This is a genomic window from Ulvibacterium sp. (genome assembly GCF_028285715.1).
GTDB lineage: Bacteria > Bacteroidota > Bacteroidia > Flavobacteriales > Flavobacteriaceae > Ulvibacterium.
Window position 1 is genome coordinate 277486 of sequence record NZ_JANQOO010000035.1, and the last position, 18024, is coordinate 295509.

The 18024-nt window shown below is 41.3% G+C and carries 19 protein-coding genes; 10 read left to right on the plus strand and 9 right to left on the minus strand.

What is annotated here, in order from left to right; genetic code table 11:
• Positions 1-4 precede the first annotated feature (4 nt).
• From rmuC to Q0993_RS19100, 3 genes are all read right to left on the minus strand, one after another.
• Positions 5-1348, minus strand: coding sequence for a DNA recombination protein RmuC (rmuC, locus tag Q0993_RS19090; protein WP_299536217.1), 1344 nt, complete (start codon positions 1346-1348; stop codon positions 5-7).
• A gap of 363 nt (positions 1349-1711) precedes the next feature.
• On the minus strand, positions 1712-3256 hold the full coding sequence (locus Q0993_RS19095; protein ID WP_299536219.1) for a S41 family peptidase: 1545 nt from the start codon (positions 3254-3256) through the stop codon (positions 1712-1714).
• Between the two features lie 18 nt (positions 3257-3274).
• Positions 3275-4786 (minus strand): S41 family peptidase, encoded by a 1512-nt coding sequence (locus Q0993_RS19100; protein WP_299536222.1) that lies wholly within the window; start codon positions 4784-4786, stop codon positions 3275-3277.
• A 227-nt stretch (positions 4787-5013) separates the two neighbouring features.
• Between Q0993_RS19100 and Q0993_RS19105 the strand changes: the two genes are divergently transcribed.
• The 6 genes from Q0993_RS19105 to Q0993_RS19130 all read left to right on the plus strand — a co-directional run bounded on the left by Q0993_RS19105 (position 5014) and on the right by Q0993_RS19130 (position 8658).
• Positions 5014-5523 carry an RNA polymerase sigma factor gene (locus Q0993_RS19105; protein WP_299536225.1) on the plus strand — a complete coding sequence of 170 codons (510 nt, stop codon included), beginning with the start codon at positions 5014-5016 and terminating at the stop codon, positions 5521-5523.
• The gene (locus Q0993_RS19110) at positions 5510-5941 is read left to right on the plus strand and encodes a hypothetical protein (protein ID WP_299536227.1); all 432 of its coding nucleotides are present in this window, start codon (positions 5510-5512) and stop codon (positions 5939-5941) included. The genes Q0993_RS19105 and Q0993_RS19110 overlap by 14 nt, the downstream gene beginning before the upstream one ends.
• Before the next feature lie 10 nt (positions 5942-5951).
• Entirely contained in the window at positions 5952-6518 is a 567-nt protein-coding gene (locus Q0993_RS19115; RefSeq protein ID WP_299536229.1) for a DUF4252 domain-containing protein, read from the plus strand.
• Between the two features lie 31 nt (positions 6519-6549).
• The gene (locus tag Q0993_RS19120; RefSeq protein WP_299536231.1) at positions 6550-7092 is read left to right on the plus strand and encodes a DUF4252 domain-containing protein; all 543 of its coding nucleotides are present in this window, start codon (positions 6550-6552) and stop codon (positions 7090-7092) included.
• 49 nt (positions 7093-7141) lie between these two features.
• Positions 7142-7681 (plus strand): DUF4252 domain-containing protein, encoded by a 540-nt coding sequence (locus Q0993_RS19125; protein ID WP_299536234.1) that lies wholly within the window; start codon positions 7142-7144, stop codon positions 7679-7681.
• A gap of 161 nt (positions 7682-7842) precedes the next feature.
• Positions 7843-8658, plus strand: coding sequence for a mechanosensitive ion channel domain-containing protein (locus tag Q0993_RS19130; RefSeq protein WP_299536236.1), 816 nt, complete (start codon positions 7843-7845; stop codon positions 8656-8658).
• Between the two features lie 58 nt (positions 8659-8716).
• Here Q0993_RS19130 and purB read toward each other — a convergent pair whose 3' ends face one another.
• Together purB and Q0993_RS19140 are read right to left on the minus strand one after the other, a co-directional pair.
• A complete protein-coding gene (purB, locus tag Q0993_RS19135; protein WP_299536239.1) occupies positions 8717-10060 on the minus strand; it encodes an adenylosuccinate lyase in 1344 nt (447 codons plus the stop codon).
• A 162-nt stretch (positions 10061-10222) separates the two neighbouring features.
• Positions 10223-10783 carry an adenylosuccinate lyase gene (locus Q0993_RS19140; protein WP_299536241.1) on the minus strand — a complete coding sequence of 187 codons (561 nt, stop codon included), beginning with the start codon at positions 10781-10783 and terminating at the stop codon, positions 10223-10225.
• A 37-nt stretch (positions 10784-10820) separates the two neighbouring features.
• Between Q0993_RS19140 and Q0993_RS19145 the strand changes: the two genes are divergently transcribed.
• Positions 10821-11294, plus strand: a complete 474-nt coding sequence (locus Q0993_RS19145; protein WP_299536243.1) for a heme-binding domain-containing protein — start codon at positions 10821-10823, stop codon at positions 11292-11294.
• On the opposite strand, the gene Q0993_RS19150 is transcribed toward Q0993_RS19145, so the two are convergent.
• Complete coding sequence (locus tag Q0993_RS19150; RefSeq protein ID WP_299536244.1) at positions 11257-11952, minus strand: NAD-dependent deacylase; 696 nt, start codon at positions 11950-11952, stop codon at positions 11257-11259. The two genes, Q0993_RS19145 and Q0993_RS19150, sit on opposite strands and share 38 nt — an antisense overlap.
• Before the next feature lie 35 nt (positions 11953-11987).
• Here Q0993_RS19150 and Q0993_RS19155 point away from each other — a divergent pair, with 35 nt between their 5' ends.
• Genes Q0993_RS19155 through Q0993_RS19165 form a run of 3 tightly spaced genes read left to right on the plus strand, consistent with a single transcriptional unit; the run spans position 11988 to position 13597 of the window.
• Positions 11988-12638: an RNA methyltransferase gene (locus tag Q0993_RS19155; protein WP_299536245.1), complete on the plus strand. Its 651-nt coding sequence runs from the start codon at positions 11988-11990 to the stop codon at positions 12636-12638.
• Between the two features lie 51 nt (positions 12639-12689).
• Entirely contained in the window at positions 12690-13214 is a 525-nt protein-coding gene (locus Q0993_RS19160) for an SRPBCC family protein (RefSeq protein ID WP_299536246.1), read from the plus strand.
• The gene (locus Q0993_RS19165; RefSeq protein WP_367279648.1) at positions 13211-13597 is read left to right on the plus strand and encodes a VOC family protein; all 387 of its coding nucleotides are present in this window, start codon (positions 13211-13213) and stop codon (positions 13595-13597) included. The genes Q0993_RS19160 and Q0993_RS19165 overlap by 4 nt, the downstream gene beginning before the upstream one ends.
• 57 nt (positions 13598-13654) lie before the next feature.
• Here Q0993_RS19165 and Q0993_RS19170 read toward each other — a convergent pair whose 3' ends face one another.
• From Q0993_RS19170 to Q0993_RS19180, 3 genes are all read right to left on the minus strand, one after another.
• Positions 13655-15349 carry an alpha-amylase family glycosyl hydrolase gene (locus tag Q0993_RS19170; protein ID WP_299536248.1) on the minus strand — a complete coding sequence of 565 codons (1695 nt, stop codon included), beginning with the start codon at positions 15347-15349 and terminating at the stop codon, positions 13655-13657.
• A 52-nt stretch (positions 15350-15401) separates the two neighbouring features.
• Entirely contained in the window at positions 15402-16184 is a 783-nt protein-coding gene (locus Q0993_RS19175) for a carboxypeptidase-like regulatory domain-containing protein (RefSeq protein ID WP_299536250.1), read from the minus strand.
• Between the two features lie 78 nt (positions 16185-16262).
• A complete protein-coding gene (locus Q0993_RS19180; RefSeq protein ID WP_299536252.1) occupies positions 16263-18023 on the minus strand; it encodes a DEAD/DEAH box helicase in 1761 nt (586 codons plus the stop codon).
• Position 18024: the final 1 nt, after the last annotated feature.

Consider the following 18024-nt stretch of genomic DNA (forward strand, 5'->3'; position numbering starts at 1 on the left):
TCGTTTACAATTTTAACTTGGGTTCTTCAAAATCGTCTTCTTGGGCGCGCTTTAAAATTGGTTCGGGAATGGATTTTTTGGCCTTGGCTCCCATTTTCTTCAATCGTTCTATACTGGTAATAATATTGCCCCGACCCTCGACTAACTTGTTCATTGCCCCTTTGTACTCCGTTTTGGCATCGTCCATTTTTTTACCCACTTTGGTCAAATCCGAAACAAAGCCTTCAAACTTATCATACAGGGCTCCGGCCTGTCTAGCAATTTCTATGGCATTCCGTTGTTGCTTTTCGTTGTTCCACATGCTGTCTATGGTCCGTAAAGTTGCCAATAAGGTAGAAGGGGTAACAATAACTATGCTCTGTTCAAACGCCTTGTTATACAAGGAGTTATCGTGGTTTATTGCAATAGCGAATGCAGGCTCTATAGGCACGAACATCAGTACAAAATCCGGACTTTCCATTTCATAGAGGTCTTCGTATTTCTTGGCGGATAGTTGGTCCACATGCTTTCTTAGAGAATTGATATGATCCTTAAGAAATTTTTCCCGTAGATTTTCTTCTGCATTGATGTATCGTTCATAGTCGGTCAATGAAACCTTGGAATCCACGATCATTTTTTTCCCATCGGGAAGATGAATGATAACGTCCGGCAATACCCGGGTTCCATCATCCAAAGTAAAGCTTTGTTGGACCGAATATTCCCTGTCCTTCTCCAGGCCCGATTTTTCCAAAACCCTTTCCAAGACCAATTCGCCCCAATTACCCTGCATTTTGCTATCGCCCTTTAGTGCCTTGGTCAAGTTCTCAGCCTCCTGGGTAATCTTAAGATTTTGATTTTGAAGATTTAACAATTGTTCTTTTAAAGCAGAGTGTATGCTGATATTCTCCTTTTGGCTTTCTTCCACCTTTTTTTCGAAGAGCTGAATTTTTTCCTGTAAGGGATTAAGGATGGTTTTGATATTTTTTTGATTCTGTTCTGTAAATTTTAGGCTCTTTTCATCCAAGATCTTGTTGGCCAGATTTTCGAATTCTTTGGTGAACTTGTCCTGCAATTTTTCTACTTCTTCCCTTTGTTCAGAGTTTTTTGTCTGCAGGTTTTCCAAATCAGCCTGATAGCGGACGATTTGATTTCCTAACATTTCCTTTTCGGATTGTAGTTGTGTGCGGAGTTCTTCGACATTGTTCAATCTACCCTCAAGAACCGTAACATTGCTCCGTAGCTGCTGTTCACGTTCTTCCAATGCACTTTGATTGGATTTTGTCTTTAAGTTTTGGATGTAATGGCCCAATAGAAAACCGAGTCCTGAACACACCAGCCCTACTATAAGATATATTATAGATTCGCTCATTATTTTCGCTAATTCTCAAGAGTAAAGATACGGGTTTGAATGTTAAAACTTGAATAATGCGAAACCTACTTTTTCTGTCTGAAGGGAACCGGATTACGAATCAAAACTTAGCGTATTTGTTGGTAACAATTTTTCGAATTCCTTTTATTTGAAAAGTTTACGGGGATTTCCAAGGCAGTTTTCTTTCTTTTCCCTGGTGCGTGTTTTATTATAAAGTAGGATAGCTATTGCAGGAGGGATATTGATTTTTAATCGCGTTGATGGAACAGAAGTATGTGGGAAAAGAATGGATAACCGCTAAAATTAGGAAACAAAAAGCAGCTTGATTTTGGCAAGCTGCTTTTTGTTTTTAGAAATGCAGTACTACTCCAAAAGGGACAAATCCAATTTGGGAACGTCATCCACGTACATATTGTCCTTGACCGGAGTGAACATTTTGGAACTGGTTATCACGTTTGCCGGCACTTTAACGCTAAAACTTCGTTTAGATGTAGATCCTGTTATATCCTGGATGGCCCTAGCCAGCAGCGGTTCGTTAAGATCCCCGAGTACCCCTAGATTGGTCAGGTCTTCCGTTAACGCTATATCCGGGGCCAATCCTGAGGTATAATCTGAAAAACCATCAGCATTCTCATTCCTTCCGATAAGGGGTTGTATGGCCCATCGGTTGTTGGGATTTATTTTGTTTTCGCGTTCCGGGCTGTAGACGTAGGGCGCTCCGGAATGGTCAGGGTCATCTACCATAGTCACGGAAAACTCATTTTTACCTCGAGTAGTTTCCCCAATTTGTATCACATCAACATAAGGGGCAAGTCCGTTGATAACCAATTCGCTGGCAGATGCCGTACTTCTAGAGGTAAGTATATATACCTTGTTCAAATTTAATCTGTTTAACGCGGAGCCATCACTCGATTTGTCCGTAAAATTGCGCTCAAGGTCCCCTGCATTGAACAAAGGTTGTAGCCTATCATTGTATCTTGCCCTTAGAAAAAGATCACTGGTGTTTGTACCATAGACCATGCTGGAAAGCAAACGAGCCGTATTTACCGAACCCCCAGGATTATAGCGAAGATCTAGTACGAGATTGGTAATTCCGGCTGACTTAAGTTCTCCCATGGCATTATTAAGGTCCTCATCATATTCATTGGTAAAACCATTGTACATGAGATACCCGATTTTTTCGCCGCTAATATCGAAGGAGCGAGTAAGAAAGACCGGGTTTTCCGCAAGGTTCTCCTGTTTGGTCAAGGTGACCTCCCTATCATTTGGAGTAACGACAGCACCATTTATATCGGCCATGTTCAGGGTATATGTATCATTTTCCCCAAATAACAGGTCTGTATAGTTATCATTGTTCAAGGTCTGTCCGTCAACACCCGTAAAAATGTCCCCTCGGCTTATGTCTTTGGTGGAGGCATTGGAATTAGGTACTATGTATCGAACATAGCCGAAAATTTCATTATTATCCGAAAGACTTACTAGTCCGAATTCCAGCCCGTTGCTTCTTGAGATGCCTGCCAGGGATCTCGTCAAGGTTTCATAGTCTTCGGCCAAGAAGCTGAACCGGTCTTGATTAAAGAGCAACTGCCGGTTGAAAAAGTCGGTAGGGTTGTCCTCTGAAGCTAAAAATTCGGTATACAATCTAGATCCTTCGGAGTCGAGAGCGAAAGCGTCATCAGCCAAGTTAGGGACTTCGGCCTGCCAGAAATACCAAAAATTCATGGCCTTCCACATGAAGTTCTGTACCGTAATATCGGCCTCTACCAAGCTTTGGTCCGCTGTGGCGGTCCTAGGAAGTACAAATCCTCCTGTGCCATCATCATTACTACAGGAAATGCCCAAAAGGGCTATGGGTAAGAAAAGAAACAATTTAAGTTTCTTGCTAAAGGGGCGATTATTAAATATCATACAATTTTTGTTGGGGTTTTAGTGGCGCGGCTCTAATAGGCCATCCATCAATGCTTTGTTGTTTGTAGGTTTAAACCATATGGAATTTGAAAACACCTCGGCCGTAAAGGCAGGTTGCAAACTTATTTTGGAGCTCTGGCTGGATATACGGCTCAAGGCCAATGCTAAAAGGGGCTCGGAGGGGTCTCCCAAAGTTCCTAAATTAGCAATATCTTCCTCAAGTTCGAAATCAGGAGATAAACCAGCGGTATAATCTGAAAAACCATCGGCATTTTCACTTCGTCCCAATAACGGTTGGATACCCCATTGGTTGTCTGGATTTATGCGGTTTTCGCGATCGGGATCATAGAAATTTCCATTTTCGGGATCGTCCACAAAGGTATTAGAGAACTCGTTCTTGCCGACTGTAGTCGTACCTACCTGTACGACATCAACATACGGTTCCAGTCCGTTAATGACCAATTCACTTGCAGAGGCCGTGGCACCCGTGGTAATTACAAAGACTCTGTTTAGATTTAATTCGTTAATTGCAGTACCTTCCAAGGTAGTGGCCGTAAAATTGTTCGGTTGACCATTGCCCGGCTGTAATTTGCTATTAAAACGTGGCCGTATAAATACTTCATCGGTCCTTGCCCCATAAATTGAACTTGCGATTTGAATCGCCGATGTAACGCGACCGCCCCCATTATACCTCAGGTCGAGAACAAGTTCATTAATGCCCTGGTTTTTAAAATCACCGAAAACGTCATTCAACTGTTCATCATACGCCGCTAAAAACGAATTGTACATGAGATACCCTACTTTGTTTCCAGATTGCTCGATCACCCTGGAGGCCAAAATTGGATTTTCGGCGAAATTCTCAATTTTCGTTAGGGTTACTTCGTTACCATTGTCGGTTATGGTATTGTCAATAAGGTCGGCCATGTTCAATGTGTAGGTATCCTCATTGCCAAATAATAGATCCAAGTAATTACCGAGATTCAGATTTTGACCGTTGACCCCTACAAAAATATCCCCTCTTTTGATATCCTTGGTGGAAGCGTCGGAATCCAAAGCTACGTAGGTAACCACGCCATAAATGTCATTACTGTCTTGAAATAGGTACAGTTGAAACTCCAAGCCATTACTTCTAGAGACGCCTTGTAGGCTGTTTACTAAATTCCTATAATTTTCAACGGCAACGGAGAAACGGTCTATTGCTGCATCTTCTCCCACAATTACTTCGTGATTGTTGCATATACTATAGAAAAAGTCCGCCGGATCTGGTTCTGACGATAAAAACTCCACATAGGCTTCGATATCATCGATTTTGGTATCCGCAAGATCCGGAACGTCCGCTTGCCAAAAATAATAGAGGTTCATGGTCTGCCACATAAAATTTTGGGCAGGATAATCCGCTAGGGACCTTGTACTTTCCAGTGGTGGCCCGCCCTGTTGGCCCTCTGTTTCAGGGATAATGGTATCATCGCTCTTTTTACAGGATACCAATACAAATAGTCCTGCCAAGAACAGGAACAATAGTCTTTTCATAGCTTTATTTTAAACAATTTCCCGTTCAATAATCATTCCAATTAGTATAACAAAAGATATTGGATTTATATTGTACGTTTACGTATAATATACGCAGTTAATTAGTTTATGGTTGCCCAAATTACTTACATATTGGGCAAAAAAAAATTTTTTGTAACAAAACTGAAGGTGCCTCGTCTTGCTATTGTAATCCATTATGGCATAGTAATAGCAATAACCGAACCAAAATGCGACAATCGGAATTTTTGAATGTGGTAATGCCATTTAAAGACAAGCTTTATAGGCTTGCCAAACGTTTACTGGTCTCTACCGAGGAAGCCGAGGACGCTACCCAGGAGATTCTGTTGAAACTATGGTCCAAAAATGAGATGATAGGGAGTTATAAGAACGTAGAAGCCTTTGCTATGACGATGACCAAAAATTTCTGTTTAGATCGATTAAAGTCAAGACAAGCAGGAAATTTAAAATTGGTCCATAGCAATTACGGTGAGACCGGCACTCCCTTGCAAAAACAGGTGGAGGTAAAGGATAGCGCACTATGGGTACAAAAAATAATGGTAGAATTGCCGGAACAACAAAAAATGGTGTTACAGCTGAGGGACGTAGAAGAGTACGATTATGATGAAATTGCCGAAATGCTGGATATGAAACCAAGTACGGTTAGGGTAGCCCTTTCCAGGGCTAGGAAAACAGTAAGGGAAAAATTGATGCAAAAACATAGTTATGGAATTGGATAATATTGAAAAATTATTGGAAAAGTATTTTGAAGCTTCCACTACGGTAGCCGAGGAGGAAATGCTAAAGGTGTATTTTTCCCAAGAAAAAATACCAGCTCATCTTGAACAGTATACCCCCTTGTTCCAGTATTTTTCCAATGCCAAAAAAGAACGGTTTACCAAATCGGTTCCTCTACAACCTAGAAAAAATTATTATAAGTGGATTTCCGTAGCGGCGGTTGCAGTTCTTGCATTTGGCATCTATTTTGGCCTCGATCGCCATAGGGATTACCAAGAACAAAAAGAGGCGGAATTTGTCTATCAGGAAACGAGAAAGGCACTGGACCTCTTGGCCGAGAACTTTGGTCGCGGTACCGAAAAAATGGCCTATTTAAATCAGTTTGAAAAAACAAAACAAAAAATTTACAACAACAATTAAAATTAAGATCATGAACAGTAAAAAATTTATTATAGCAAGTCTAATTGCAGCTTTGCCCTTGATCGGGTTTTCCCAGTCCCTATTTGATAAATATGAGGATTTGGACAATGTGAGCGCCGTAGTGGTGAATAAGAGTATGTTTAATCTCCTGGCCAAAATCGATGTTGAGGTAGATGACCCCGAAGCCCAGGAATTTATGGATATCGCCAAGAGTCTGAATAACCTTAAGGTATTTATTACGGAAGACAAGAACATTTCCGCAGATATGAAATCTTCGGTAGATAAATATTTAAGATCGGCTTCCATGGAAGAGTTGATGCGCGTAAAGGATAAGGATACCAATGTGAAATTTTATATACGACCAGGAAAGGATGACGACCATGTCCGGGAACTTTTAATGTTCGTTACCGGGATAAAGGACCGGGAAGAAATGAAGGATGTGGAGCTCAATGGGCGACAGATAGAAACCGTACTGCTGTCCTTGACAGGTGATATAGATCTGAACAAAATAGGTTCCCTTACCAATAAAATGAACCTTCCCGAGGAATTGAACAAGGCTGGGAAAAAAGGAAATTAATAGAATCATTCATCAATCAAAAACAATCATCATGAAAAAAGTAGTTGTAGTATTTTTAATTACGGTAGCACCATTACTGGGCTTTTCCCAATCGATCTTTGATAAATACGAGGACATGGACAACGTGGGATCTGTAGTTATCAACAAGGGATTGATCAATCTCGTAAGTTCAATTGAGATTGACGATGGCGATAAGGAGGCCAAGGACTTTTTGGATTTGGCAAGGGGTCTAGACGGTATAAAAGTGTTCATTACCGAGGACAAGGGAGTGTCTACGGATATGCACAAAACCCTTAGAAAGTACATAAAATCCTCTTCATTGGAAGAGTTGATGCGCGTAAAGGATAAGGATACCAATGTAAAGTTTTATATCAAAAATGGAAGGAGTGACGATCATGTATATGAACTGTTGATGTTCGTCCAGGGAATCGACGATTCCCACATGGACATCGACGGTAGAAAATTTGAATCCATTTTGGTTTCGCTCACAGGTGATATCGATTTGAACAAAGTTAGTGCCCTTACCAAGAAAATGAACCTTCCGGATGAATTGAACAAGGTAAGTGAAAAATGAAAAAATTAATAATAGTAGGCCTTTGCCAAGGCCATTTAAACTAATACCTATGAAAATTATAAAATCAATTTTTGTTCTTTCGCTTTTATTGGGTTTGGCAGCCTGTACGTCCAATCGTAGCCTTCAAGAGTATTATGTTGACAATGCGGACAATCCCAACTTTTTATCGGTGGACCTTCCGGTAAGCCTACTCAATGTAGAGAAGACAGAACTAAACGATGAGCAACGCGAAGCACTGGAAACTTTGCGAAAGATGAATATTCTGGCATTTAAGAAGACTACTGAAAATGTGGCGGAATATAAAATAGAAAAAGCCAACGTAAAGGCAATTCTGGGCAATGGCAAGTTTACCGAATTAATGAAGGTGAATACAAGTTATGGGAAGGGTACGGTGCAGTATCTCGGCGATGAGGATGCCATTGACGAAGTTATTATTTATGGGGATAGTGATGAAAAGGGATTTATGTTGGTTCGTATCTTGGGAAAAAATATGAACCCTGCCAAGTTGGTTCAGTTCATTCAAGCCCTTGAAAAATCGGACTATAGGGGAGAAGGCCTTGCGGATATTGGTTCTTTTCTCAAAGGCTGATTCGGTATTCAACACAGTAAACAAAGACCGCTTTGGGATTTCCCAAAGCGGTCTTTGTTTATGCTAGCTCGAGTTTGGGTGGGTAGTTAATAAAAGCGTTTTCTTTTCAGGGCTAAATTGCTATATTGAACACCATTAACACTAACTAAAATTATACCGTTATGGAAGAAGCTGAAGTTTGGATGAACAAGGGATTGGACTTTGTCATTGAATATGGCCCCAAGGTATTGGGTGCTATCTTAATTTACATTATTGGTTCTTGGATTATTAAAAAGATTATCGGCACCACGCGTAAAGTAATGAGTAAAAGTAGTTATGACGAGTCACTTCAACGTTTCTTGTTGAATATGGCTTCCTGGGCATTGAAGGTGCTGCTCATTATTATCGTTATTTCAACGCTTGGTGTTGACGTCACCACCTTTGCAGCCGTTATAGCAGCAGCAGGTTTGGCAGTAGGCTTGGCCCTTCAGGGATCGCTTTCCAACTTTGCGGGGGGTGTTCTGATAATGATCTTTAAACCGTATCGTATAGGTGACCTTATAGAGGCCCAAGGCGTTTTGGGAGTGGTAAAGGAAATAGAAATTTTTACTACAAAACTTACTACCCCGGAAAACAAGTTGGCCATTGTCCCCAATGGGGCCATGGCCAATGGGAACATTATCAATTATACCGAAGAAGGCAAGATTCGTGTGGATACCGTTGTTGGCGTAGGATATGGGGAGGACATTAAAAAGACGAAAGCCGTTCTTATGGAAGTCCTTACTTCAAACCCCCAAGTGTTATCAGATCCGGCACCTTCGGTAAATGTAATGGAATTGGCGGACAGTTCGGTGAATTTTGCCGTTAGGCCGTATTGCAAGCCAGAGCACTATTGGGATGTATATTTCGCTACTTATGAAGGAGCCAAATTGGCCCTTGATGCAGCAGGTATTGAAATTCCTTATCCACATTCTGTTGAAATTCATAAGGAAGGCTAACCTTACCTATACGCAAATATCAAGTAAAATCCGGCTGCTGTAAAACGGCCGGATTTTTTCATATGCCCGTATAATTACTTGGGGTAATGGCCTTTAATTCAACTTTGATTGTATCGGAGACTTCCAGGGTGTCTATAAATTGGGCAATGGATCCCTGGTTGATTCTTTCATTGGTTCGGGTCAATCCCTTTAATGCTTCATAGGGATTAGGGTAACCCTCACGACGTAGGATGGTCTGAATGGCCTCGGCGACCACGGCCCAATTGTTCTCCAAATCTTGCTCAAATCTATCTTTGTTAAGCAATAGTTTGTTCAATCCCTTCAGAGTGGACTGAAATGCCAAAATGGTATGGGCGAACGGCACACCAATATTTCTAAGAACCGTACTATCCGTCAAATCGCGTTGCAATCGGGAAACGGGAAGCTTTGCGGATAAATGTTCAAATAGGGCATTGGCAATCCCAAGATTTCCTTCTGAATTTTCAAAATCGATGGGATTTACCTTATGGGGCATGGCTGAAGATCCGACTTCCCCTGCCTTGATTCTTTGCTTAAAATAATCCATGGAAATATAGGTCCAAAAATCCCTGTTCAAATCTAAAATCACCGTATTGATTCGTTTTAAGCCATCAAAAAGAGCCGCCATGTGATCATAGTGTTCTATTTGTGTGGTGGGAAAGGAATAGTGCAACCCCAGTTTGTTCTGCACAAATTCTTTTCCAAATAATTTCCAGTCCATTTTGGGATAGGCCACCTTATGGGCATTGAAGTTTCCGGTGGCACCGCCAAATTTGGAAGCACTGGGAATGTCGTTAAGCAGGTTAAACTGTTCTTTTAATCGCTCTACATAGACCGCTATTTCCTTTCCGAGTCGGGTAGGGGAAGCGGGTTGACCATGCGTCCGTGCCAACATGGGAATTGTTTTCCATTCTTCGGCCAATTCCTTTAGCTTTTCAAATACTTCCAGGTAGTGCGGCACGTATACATCGTTTAAGGCCTCCTTTATGGATAATGGAATAGCCGTATTATTGATATCCTGGGAAGTGAGTCCAAAATGGATGAATTCCTTATATTCTTGCAATCCAAGGGAGTCAAATTGCTTTTTGATAAAATACTCAACGGCCTTTACATCATGATTGGTGATTTTTTCAATCTCTTTAATATCGGCGGCGTGGGCCGTTTCAAAATTTTGATAGATTTCCCTTAGATTATCAAATTTGGAAACGTCGAACGATCGTAGCTGGGGTAAGGGAATCTCACAAAGAGCAATGAAGTATTCAATTTCTACCCGTACACGGTATTTTATTAAGGCTTCTTCAGAAAAAAAACGGGCCAAAGCGTCCGTTTTGGCCCTATACCGACCATCTATAGGTGAAATTGCGTTTAAAGGATTCAAGGACATCTATTCTAAAATTGGTGGTTTAAAGGAAGTTGCAAAGATACTTATATGCGAGGGAGTTTAAAAGTTTATACTTTATAAGTTAAATTATTCAAAGGGCAGGGTTTACATTTTGTTCCGTAAATCCTGGAAGTTCTTTTTTGCCATAGTACTATTTGGGAGCTCTTATTTTATTTTGGCCAACGTCATTCTGGCCCGGGCCTGATACGCGGCACTTCCATCCGAATAGTTCTGCTCCAGAATCATTTTTAGTTCGGGATGTATCCAATCGAATTTTTGCCCCATTAAAAGCAAAGAGGTCATTGAGTAAGCCTTTGCCGCTACTTTGTGCTCTCCGATAAGCCAATCAAAGCACGCAGCAGTAATGGCCTTCAAGTGCTTCTCTCGCATTACATCTTGCGCTTCGTTCTTCATTTTTGAAAAATAGGCTTTTGTAAGGAATTCACAAATTTTGGCCAAGGGTCTTACGGAAGAGTCAAGGCGAACATCGCTTACATGGGTAGTGAAAAAGTTCAAATGGGGGTAAATGTAGTGCAGTTTTTTTTTGAGCGTAAACTCAAGTACCCAAGAAGCTCTGGGAGAAACAGGATTCTCGTCTTCAAAAATAATTTCGAGCAATGGATGGATTAAGCCAGGGTCAATCAAAATCAGTGATGCCATCCGGGTACGTTTTTCCCTTGTGGCATCTACATAGTCCAAAGATCGATATAATTCCGTTTTGGTCACAAAAATTGTATTTTCGTTTTACCTCAAATATAAAATCATGAAAACGTTAAAAAAAATTTCCTTAGTGCTATTGGTCATTTTTGTAGCCATGCAGTTCTATAGGCCGGAAAAGAACCTGGCACAAGGACATCACACCGGTATCTTTCTCAGCGAAACCAATCCTGGTTCCGAGTTGGAAATCGTATTACAAGAGTCCTGCTATGATTGCCATAGTAACCATACGGAATATCCTTGGTACAATAATGTTGCCCCTGTTTCCTTTTGGTTGGCCTATCATGTGGAGGATGGCAAAAAGCATTTGAATTTTTCCGAATGGGATAGTTATTCCGTTAAAAAGAAGGATCACAAACTGGATGAGGTCATAGAAATGATCGAGAATGCTGAAATGCCCCTGAAGGAATACACATGGACCCATGAAAATGCAAGATTGACCAAAGAACAGTGCGAAGCCCTGATCGCTTGGGCCAAAAAGACTAGGTCATTGTATCAATTAAACGAGATACCGCAATAGGTACCCCAACCGAAGCCCTTTCCGCTAAAACAGTAAGATTACTATAATCGTTAGATTCCAGGTTGGGCCTCGGGTCGATAAAGTAAATGGGCACTCCACCAGGTGCATATTGCAATAATCCCGCTGCCGGGTAAACTTGCATGGAGGTTCCGATAATAAGCAATGCATCGGCTTGGCCAGTGATTTCTATGGCCGTTTCTATCATAGGGACCTGCTCTCCAAACCAAACGATATGTGGACGTAATTGATGGCCATTCTCACATACATCACCTAAATTCAAATCCTCTTTCCAATCCAGAATTAGGTTTGGGTTTCCTGTACTTCGTACTTTAAGCAATTCGCCGTGCAAATGTACTACATGGCTGCTTCCTGCCCTTTCATGCAGATTATCGATGTTCTGGGTAACAATGGTCGTGCTAAAGTGTGCCTCTAAATCCACTAGGGCCCTATGGGCCGCATTGGGAGCTACCTCCAATAGTTGTCTGCGTCTCTGGTTGTAGAAGTCCAGCACCAATTCAGGATTACTGGCAAAACCTTGTGGGGATGCTACCTCCATAACGTCATGTCCCTCCCATAAACCGTTGGCATCGCGGAATGTTTTTATACCGCTTTCTGCACTTACTCCTGCACCGGTGAGAACTACTACTTTTTTCTTCATCTTTCTAAAAATAAGGTTTTTATTATATTCGACATATGACAAATCTGGAACTTTTGAAATACTTGGAAGGCTTCATTAGCCCTGAGCGCAAAGAACGGTTTTTGGAGGTCTTGGAAAAGCGTACAAAATACCTTACTGTGGGCATTGAGGATGTATTTCAATTTCATAATACCAGTGCCATTATTCGCAGTTGCGAGGTTTTTGGGATACAGGAGGCCCACGTCATCGAGAATCGATTTGGAAAGCGATTGGACAAGAATATTGCCATGGGGGCACAACAATGGGTAGACGTACATCGCTATGGGAATTCCAAAGATTGTTTGGCAAGGTTAAAAGAAAGCGGATACCGAATTATTGCCACAACGCCCCATATGGACTCCTGTTCATTGGGGAATTTTCAAATAGAAACTAGGACAGCGCTATTCTTTGGCACTGAAAAGGAGGGAATAAGCAATGACGTTATGCAGGCTGCAGATGGATTTTTAAGGATACCCATGGTTGGATTCACCGAAAGTTTGAATGTTTCGGTATCTGCCGCCATACTCCTTCAAGTCCTTACCGAAAAGCTGAGAAAGTCAAAGCTTTCCTGGCAGTTGTCTGAAAACGAAAAATTGGAGAAACGGTTGGACTGGACGAAAAAATCTATTAAAAGCATAGATGAAATATTAAAAAGATACCATGGTTAGAATTGATTTTTTTTCTTACATTGTTCCAATAACTAACTAATAACTAGGCAAATGACTATTGTACTTTACATTCTTGCGGGAATAATTGTTTTACTTTTGGTATTGGCGTTGCTAGCGCCGAAGACCTATGATGTTTCCAGGTCTATAAAAATCTCAAAGCCAAAAGAGGAAGTTTTTGAATACCTAAAATCATTGAAAAAGATGGATGAATGGTCTCCTTGGGCAAAGAAGGACCCCAATATGGAGAAGAAATTCACAGGAACGGATGGGGAAGTAGGCGCAATGAGTTATTGGAACGGTAACAAAGAAGTAGGAGAGGGAGAACAAGAAATCACCAAAATTGTGGAAGGCGAACGGGTAGAGTCCGAATTGCGTTTTTTGAAGCCTTGGAAATCTACTTCGGATTGTTATATGGAGGTCAAGGATGGGGACGGAAAAACCAAAGTTACTTGGGGCTTTTCGGGAAAAACCAAATTTCCTATGAGTATCATGATGCTGTTTATGAGTATGGACAAAATGGTAGGGAAGGATTTTGAGGAAGGTCTTGCAACGCTTAAGTCAAATCTCGAAAAATGAGGGGTGTGGACTACAACATGGTAGGATGGTTTGAAATACCCGTTACCGATATGGAGCGGGCCAGGAAATTTTATGAAACTGTTTTTGACATCAAGATTTCCGTTCATGATTTGGATGGTCTCATAATGGGATGGTTTCCAGATGCACCAAACAAATCTGGGGCATCAGGCTCATTGGTACAGCATGAAATGTATAACACCAGCCCAACACATGGACCTTTACTCTATTTTTCGAGCAAAGACGTCAATATAGAACTGGCTAGGGTGGAAGAGGCCGGTGGTATGATTCTAAAAAAGAAAACCGAAATCGGGGAGGGACATGGTTTTATGGCTCTAATACAAGATACCGAAAACAACAGGATGGCCCTTCATTCCAGGAGCTGAACATAAAGCATGAAACAATCGGCTTCTGCCCCTTGTATCAAAAAAGCATAGGATACGTTAGTTTTTTGGAAGTTCCAACAGGGCAATATCATGGTCGTTTTCCAAAATAACTTTTCCGTTCTGTACCATTACTTCTGTATCCGAATATACATCATAAAGTTTGGTACCATCTCCGAAAAAACCTTTGACCCAAAGCGATTTTTTTCCTTTTGGCAAGTCCAATCCTATTACTACTTTATCCTTGAAATCCCCATCAATGAAGGTTCTACTGAAAACATATGGTTTTTTGCCCAACCTTTTATGCTTTCCTGCGCCTACGGCTGGATGATCCCTTCTAAATTTCCCTAACTTTTGCCAATGTGTCAAAATATTCTGGGTCGTGGACAAGCTGTCCAACTCTTCCCAATTCATAAATGAACGTAAAGTGGCATCCCCCATGGTTCCATCAATAATAAGGCTTCTTGCGGTTTCGTCCCCGTAATATATTTGAGAAGCACCAGGGGTAAGCAAAAGTATGTTGGCCGCCTTTATTGGATTTTTTCTTTCCATATCATACGGCTCTCCATCATCATGGGAAGTGAGATAATTCACCACGCTCTTATCCTTGAGTTTGGTATGCAATAGACCACTGTACTTCTTAAAAATAGTTTCATAATCCTTAATGGCGTCCTTCTTTAACTCAAAATTGATAAGACTTTTAAAGCCATGGTCATAAAAGTCTACTTTCCTATCCCCGAAGTCGAACTCCCTGCCTCCAGAGATGCCATAATTGTAGACTTCGCCTACCATGTAAAAGGGTTTATCGTCCAAAACATCGTTTGGATGTTTCTTCTTCCAAGTTTCAAAGGCATGCGCGGCCTCTTTGTAAAGATCGGCCCAAGCATTTTCGTTTACATGTTTTACCGTATCTACCCTATATCCATCAATTCCTAAATCGTGTATATAATCCGTAAGCCATTTTATAATATAAAATCTTGGGGCCCTTGGATATCCCGTTCGTTCAAAGAACAACTGTAATTCATCCAATTCCTGGCTCAACCTCCCTTCCTCTTTCCATTTTGCAAGAAGTGCATCGGGTAGCTCCACAGGTTCATCCGATTCCGTCCGTATGTCCGGTAGGTTGTCCACCAATGTGCAGGCGGTCGTATTTTCGTATGTGGTAAATTCACAGGTAGGATCTATGCGTACCCAGTCCTCGGGCCAAACAGGATCTTTAGGAGTAACAGGCCCTGTATGGTTCAAAACAACATCCATCAGAATTCGTATTCCCTTTTTATGGGCGGTCTTGACCAAATTTTCCAAGTCTTTTTTTGTCCCAAAATTTGGGTCTAGGGCGGTCCAATCCTTCGCCCAATATCCATGATACCCGTAGGTGTTACCGGTACTCTCATCCGTAGCGCCATGAATTTGCTCAACCACGGGAGTGAACCAAATGGCATTTATGCCAAGATCAGAGAAATAATCTTCCTCTATTTTTTTTGTTATTCCTTCAAGATCCCCACCCATAAAACCTCGCAATGTACCGGTAGAATCCGTTCTTTCAAAGTTTATATCGTTTTTGGGATTTCCGTTGTTGAAACGATCGGTCAATAAAAAATAGATGTTGGCGCCTTCCCATACAAAGGGTTTTTCTTTGCTGGGCTCGGGCATGGAATCTCTTATAACCATGGTCTGTTGAGCGGATTCTTTTTTGTCGTTTTTACAGGCTAAAAAAATGGGGAGCACGATACTAGCAATAAGTAGTTTTCTCATGGGCATTCTATTTTGTCTAAAGCTATAAAATGCAGTGGGGAAATCAAAAAAATTATTTTGTTCGGTTCAAGACCTTGAATTCTTCATAACAGCTGCTAATGGCGTCCAATATTTGAAGATCGTTGGCGGTTCTTATGAAAGACTTGGAATAATTACAGCTATTAAGGATATCCTCAATATCTACCTTTTCCAATTGCAGAAATTCCCTTAAAGTCTCTCTATCGAACTTTGAGGCCAAGAGATTTCGTATTTCATCGTCTTCTTTCATCTTCCGTAATTTTCGCATCTGATTTGGCTTTTTACCGAAGAGGTTACGAAGTAGATCGGCGGGATTCAATATGGCACCCAGTACTTTAGTCACAGCGCTGGGGTTCTTATTTCCTGCCTCATAGCTCACGGAAAGACCCGAAATGCTATATTGATAGGCATTATTTATAGGAAGGTTTTTAACGTCGATGTCCAAATATCCTGTAAGCTGGTAAGGTCTTACAATAACCTCCTCCAACGCATAGGCCAGTTCCGTAAGTGCAATTTTTGTGTCCTTGAACTTGAACATATCATTTGTAACCCTAATTTTCTGGGATTTGAAGCCTAAAAATGAAAAATAAAGGGTGTCATTAACAGCGGCAGTTATGGAAAATTCACCATTTTCATTGGTTATGGTTCCCAGAACCTGATTAAGGTTAACCACATGGACACTTTCCATAGGAACATTGGTCTGTGCATTAATGACCGTCGCCGATATTTGATCCCCCTCCAATGGTTCCCCCCCTTCTTGGGAAACCCCAATGAAGCTTAGAAAGACAAAAAAGATGAGTATTTTATATTTCCACATTAACTTTTAAATTCCAAAATAAAGCTACGAAACAAAACAAAAAAATACGCCGAGGCGTATTTTTTAATATACAATTAACTAAAAGAAATCGCTTTTTCTCTTTTTGCTTCTTCTTTTTCCCGAATAAGTTGCTTGACCCTGCGCACGATCTCTTTTTTTTCCCCTCCCCCTGTCTTTTCTACGGCCTTTATCCTTGGAACCTCTATTTCCACGGCCACCTCCAGGATTGTTGGATACTTCTACGTTGACAAACCGCCCGTCGACCTTTAGATCGGTGAAAGTGGACAACACTTTTTCGGAAACGTCGGAATCCGTATTGAAAAAGGAAAAACTCTCCTTTACATCGACCTTGTAAACATCTTCTTTGTCCAGGCCAACGGTGCCTCGCAAAAAGTCTTTTAAGGACATCCAATCATATCCATCCCGCTCACCGATATTGATAAAATATCGAATCGACCCATTTGTAGAAAAGGCGCCATTTTGATCTTTGCCCTTTTTTCTTTTTTCACCAAATTCGGACGAGTTTAAATCCTTGGCCTTGTTGTAGTAATTGGAAAAGCGTGTAAACTCTACGGAGACCATTTTCTTAATGAGCTCTTCTCGATCAATACCTTGTAGGACGTCATATATAGCAGGGAGATAGTTTTCCACGTCCTTGTTGATTTCCGTATTTTTAATCTTACTGGCCAAATGATACAGCTGTATTTCACAGATTTCCATTCCTGTCGGAATTTTTTTGGAAATAAACTGTTGTTTTATCTTTTTCTCAATGGCATTTATTTTACGCATTTCACTTCGCGTAATAATGACCATGGAAACACCGGATTTTCCCGCTCTTCCTGTTCGCCCACTGCGATGGGTGTAAGTTTCGATTTCATCCGGAAGCTGGTAATTGATAACGTGCGTAACATCATCTACATCAATACCCCTGGCGGCAACATCCGTAGCGACCAACATCTGGATTTGTTTCTTCCGGAAGGCATTCATTACCAAATCCCTTTGATTTTGGCTAAGATCTCCATGTAATGCCCCGGCATTATAACCGTCTTCAATCAATTTTTCGGCGACTTTTTGAGTATCCCTTTTGGTTCTACAAAAAACAACGGAAAATATATCCGGGTTGGCATCGGCCAGTCGTTTCAAGGCAGGGTAACGGTCCCTTCCACCCACCACATAGTATTCATGCTGCACGGTATCCACTCCCGAATTTTTGGTGCCAACGGTTATTTCTTGGGGGTAATGCATGAATTTTTTGGCAATTTGGGCCACTTCCTTAGGCATCGTCGCAGAAAACAACCACGTAGATTTTTCCTTAGGTGTGTTGGAAAGAATATCCTTTATATCTTCATAAAAGCCCATATTGAGCATTTCATCGGCCTCATCTAGGACACAATAATCAATTTTAGAAATATCCACTAGGCCCCTGCCTATCATGTCTTTCATTCTACCTGGTGTTGCCACGATTATCTGGGCTCCACGTTTTATTTGCCTAGCCTGGTCGGTAATGCTCGCCCCACCATAAATTGCAACCGTGTGAATACTTTTTTCGTATTTGGAATACAATTGCATTTCGTTGGTTATCTGCAGACAGAGTTCTCGGGTAGGGGACAGGATGAGTCCCTGGGTGGTTCTACTTTCCTTGTGGATTTTTTGTATTAAGGGAAAACCGAACGCGGCTGTCTTTCCTGTTCCGGTTTGGGCCAAGGCAACCAAATCGGTCTCTCCTTCCAATAAAATAGGGATTGCTTTTTCCTGGACTTCCGAAGGAGTCTCGAAACCCATATCGGAAACTGCATTCAAAAGGGACTCTTGCAGCCCTAATGCTTCAAATTTTGTCATA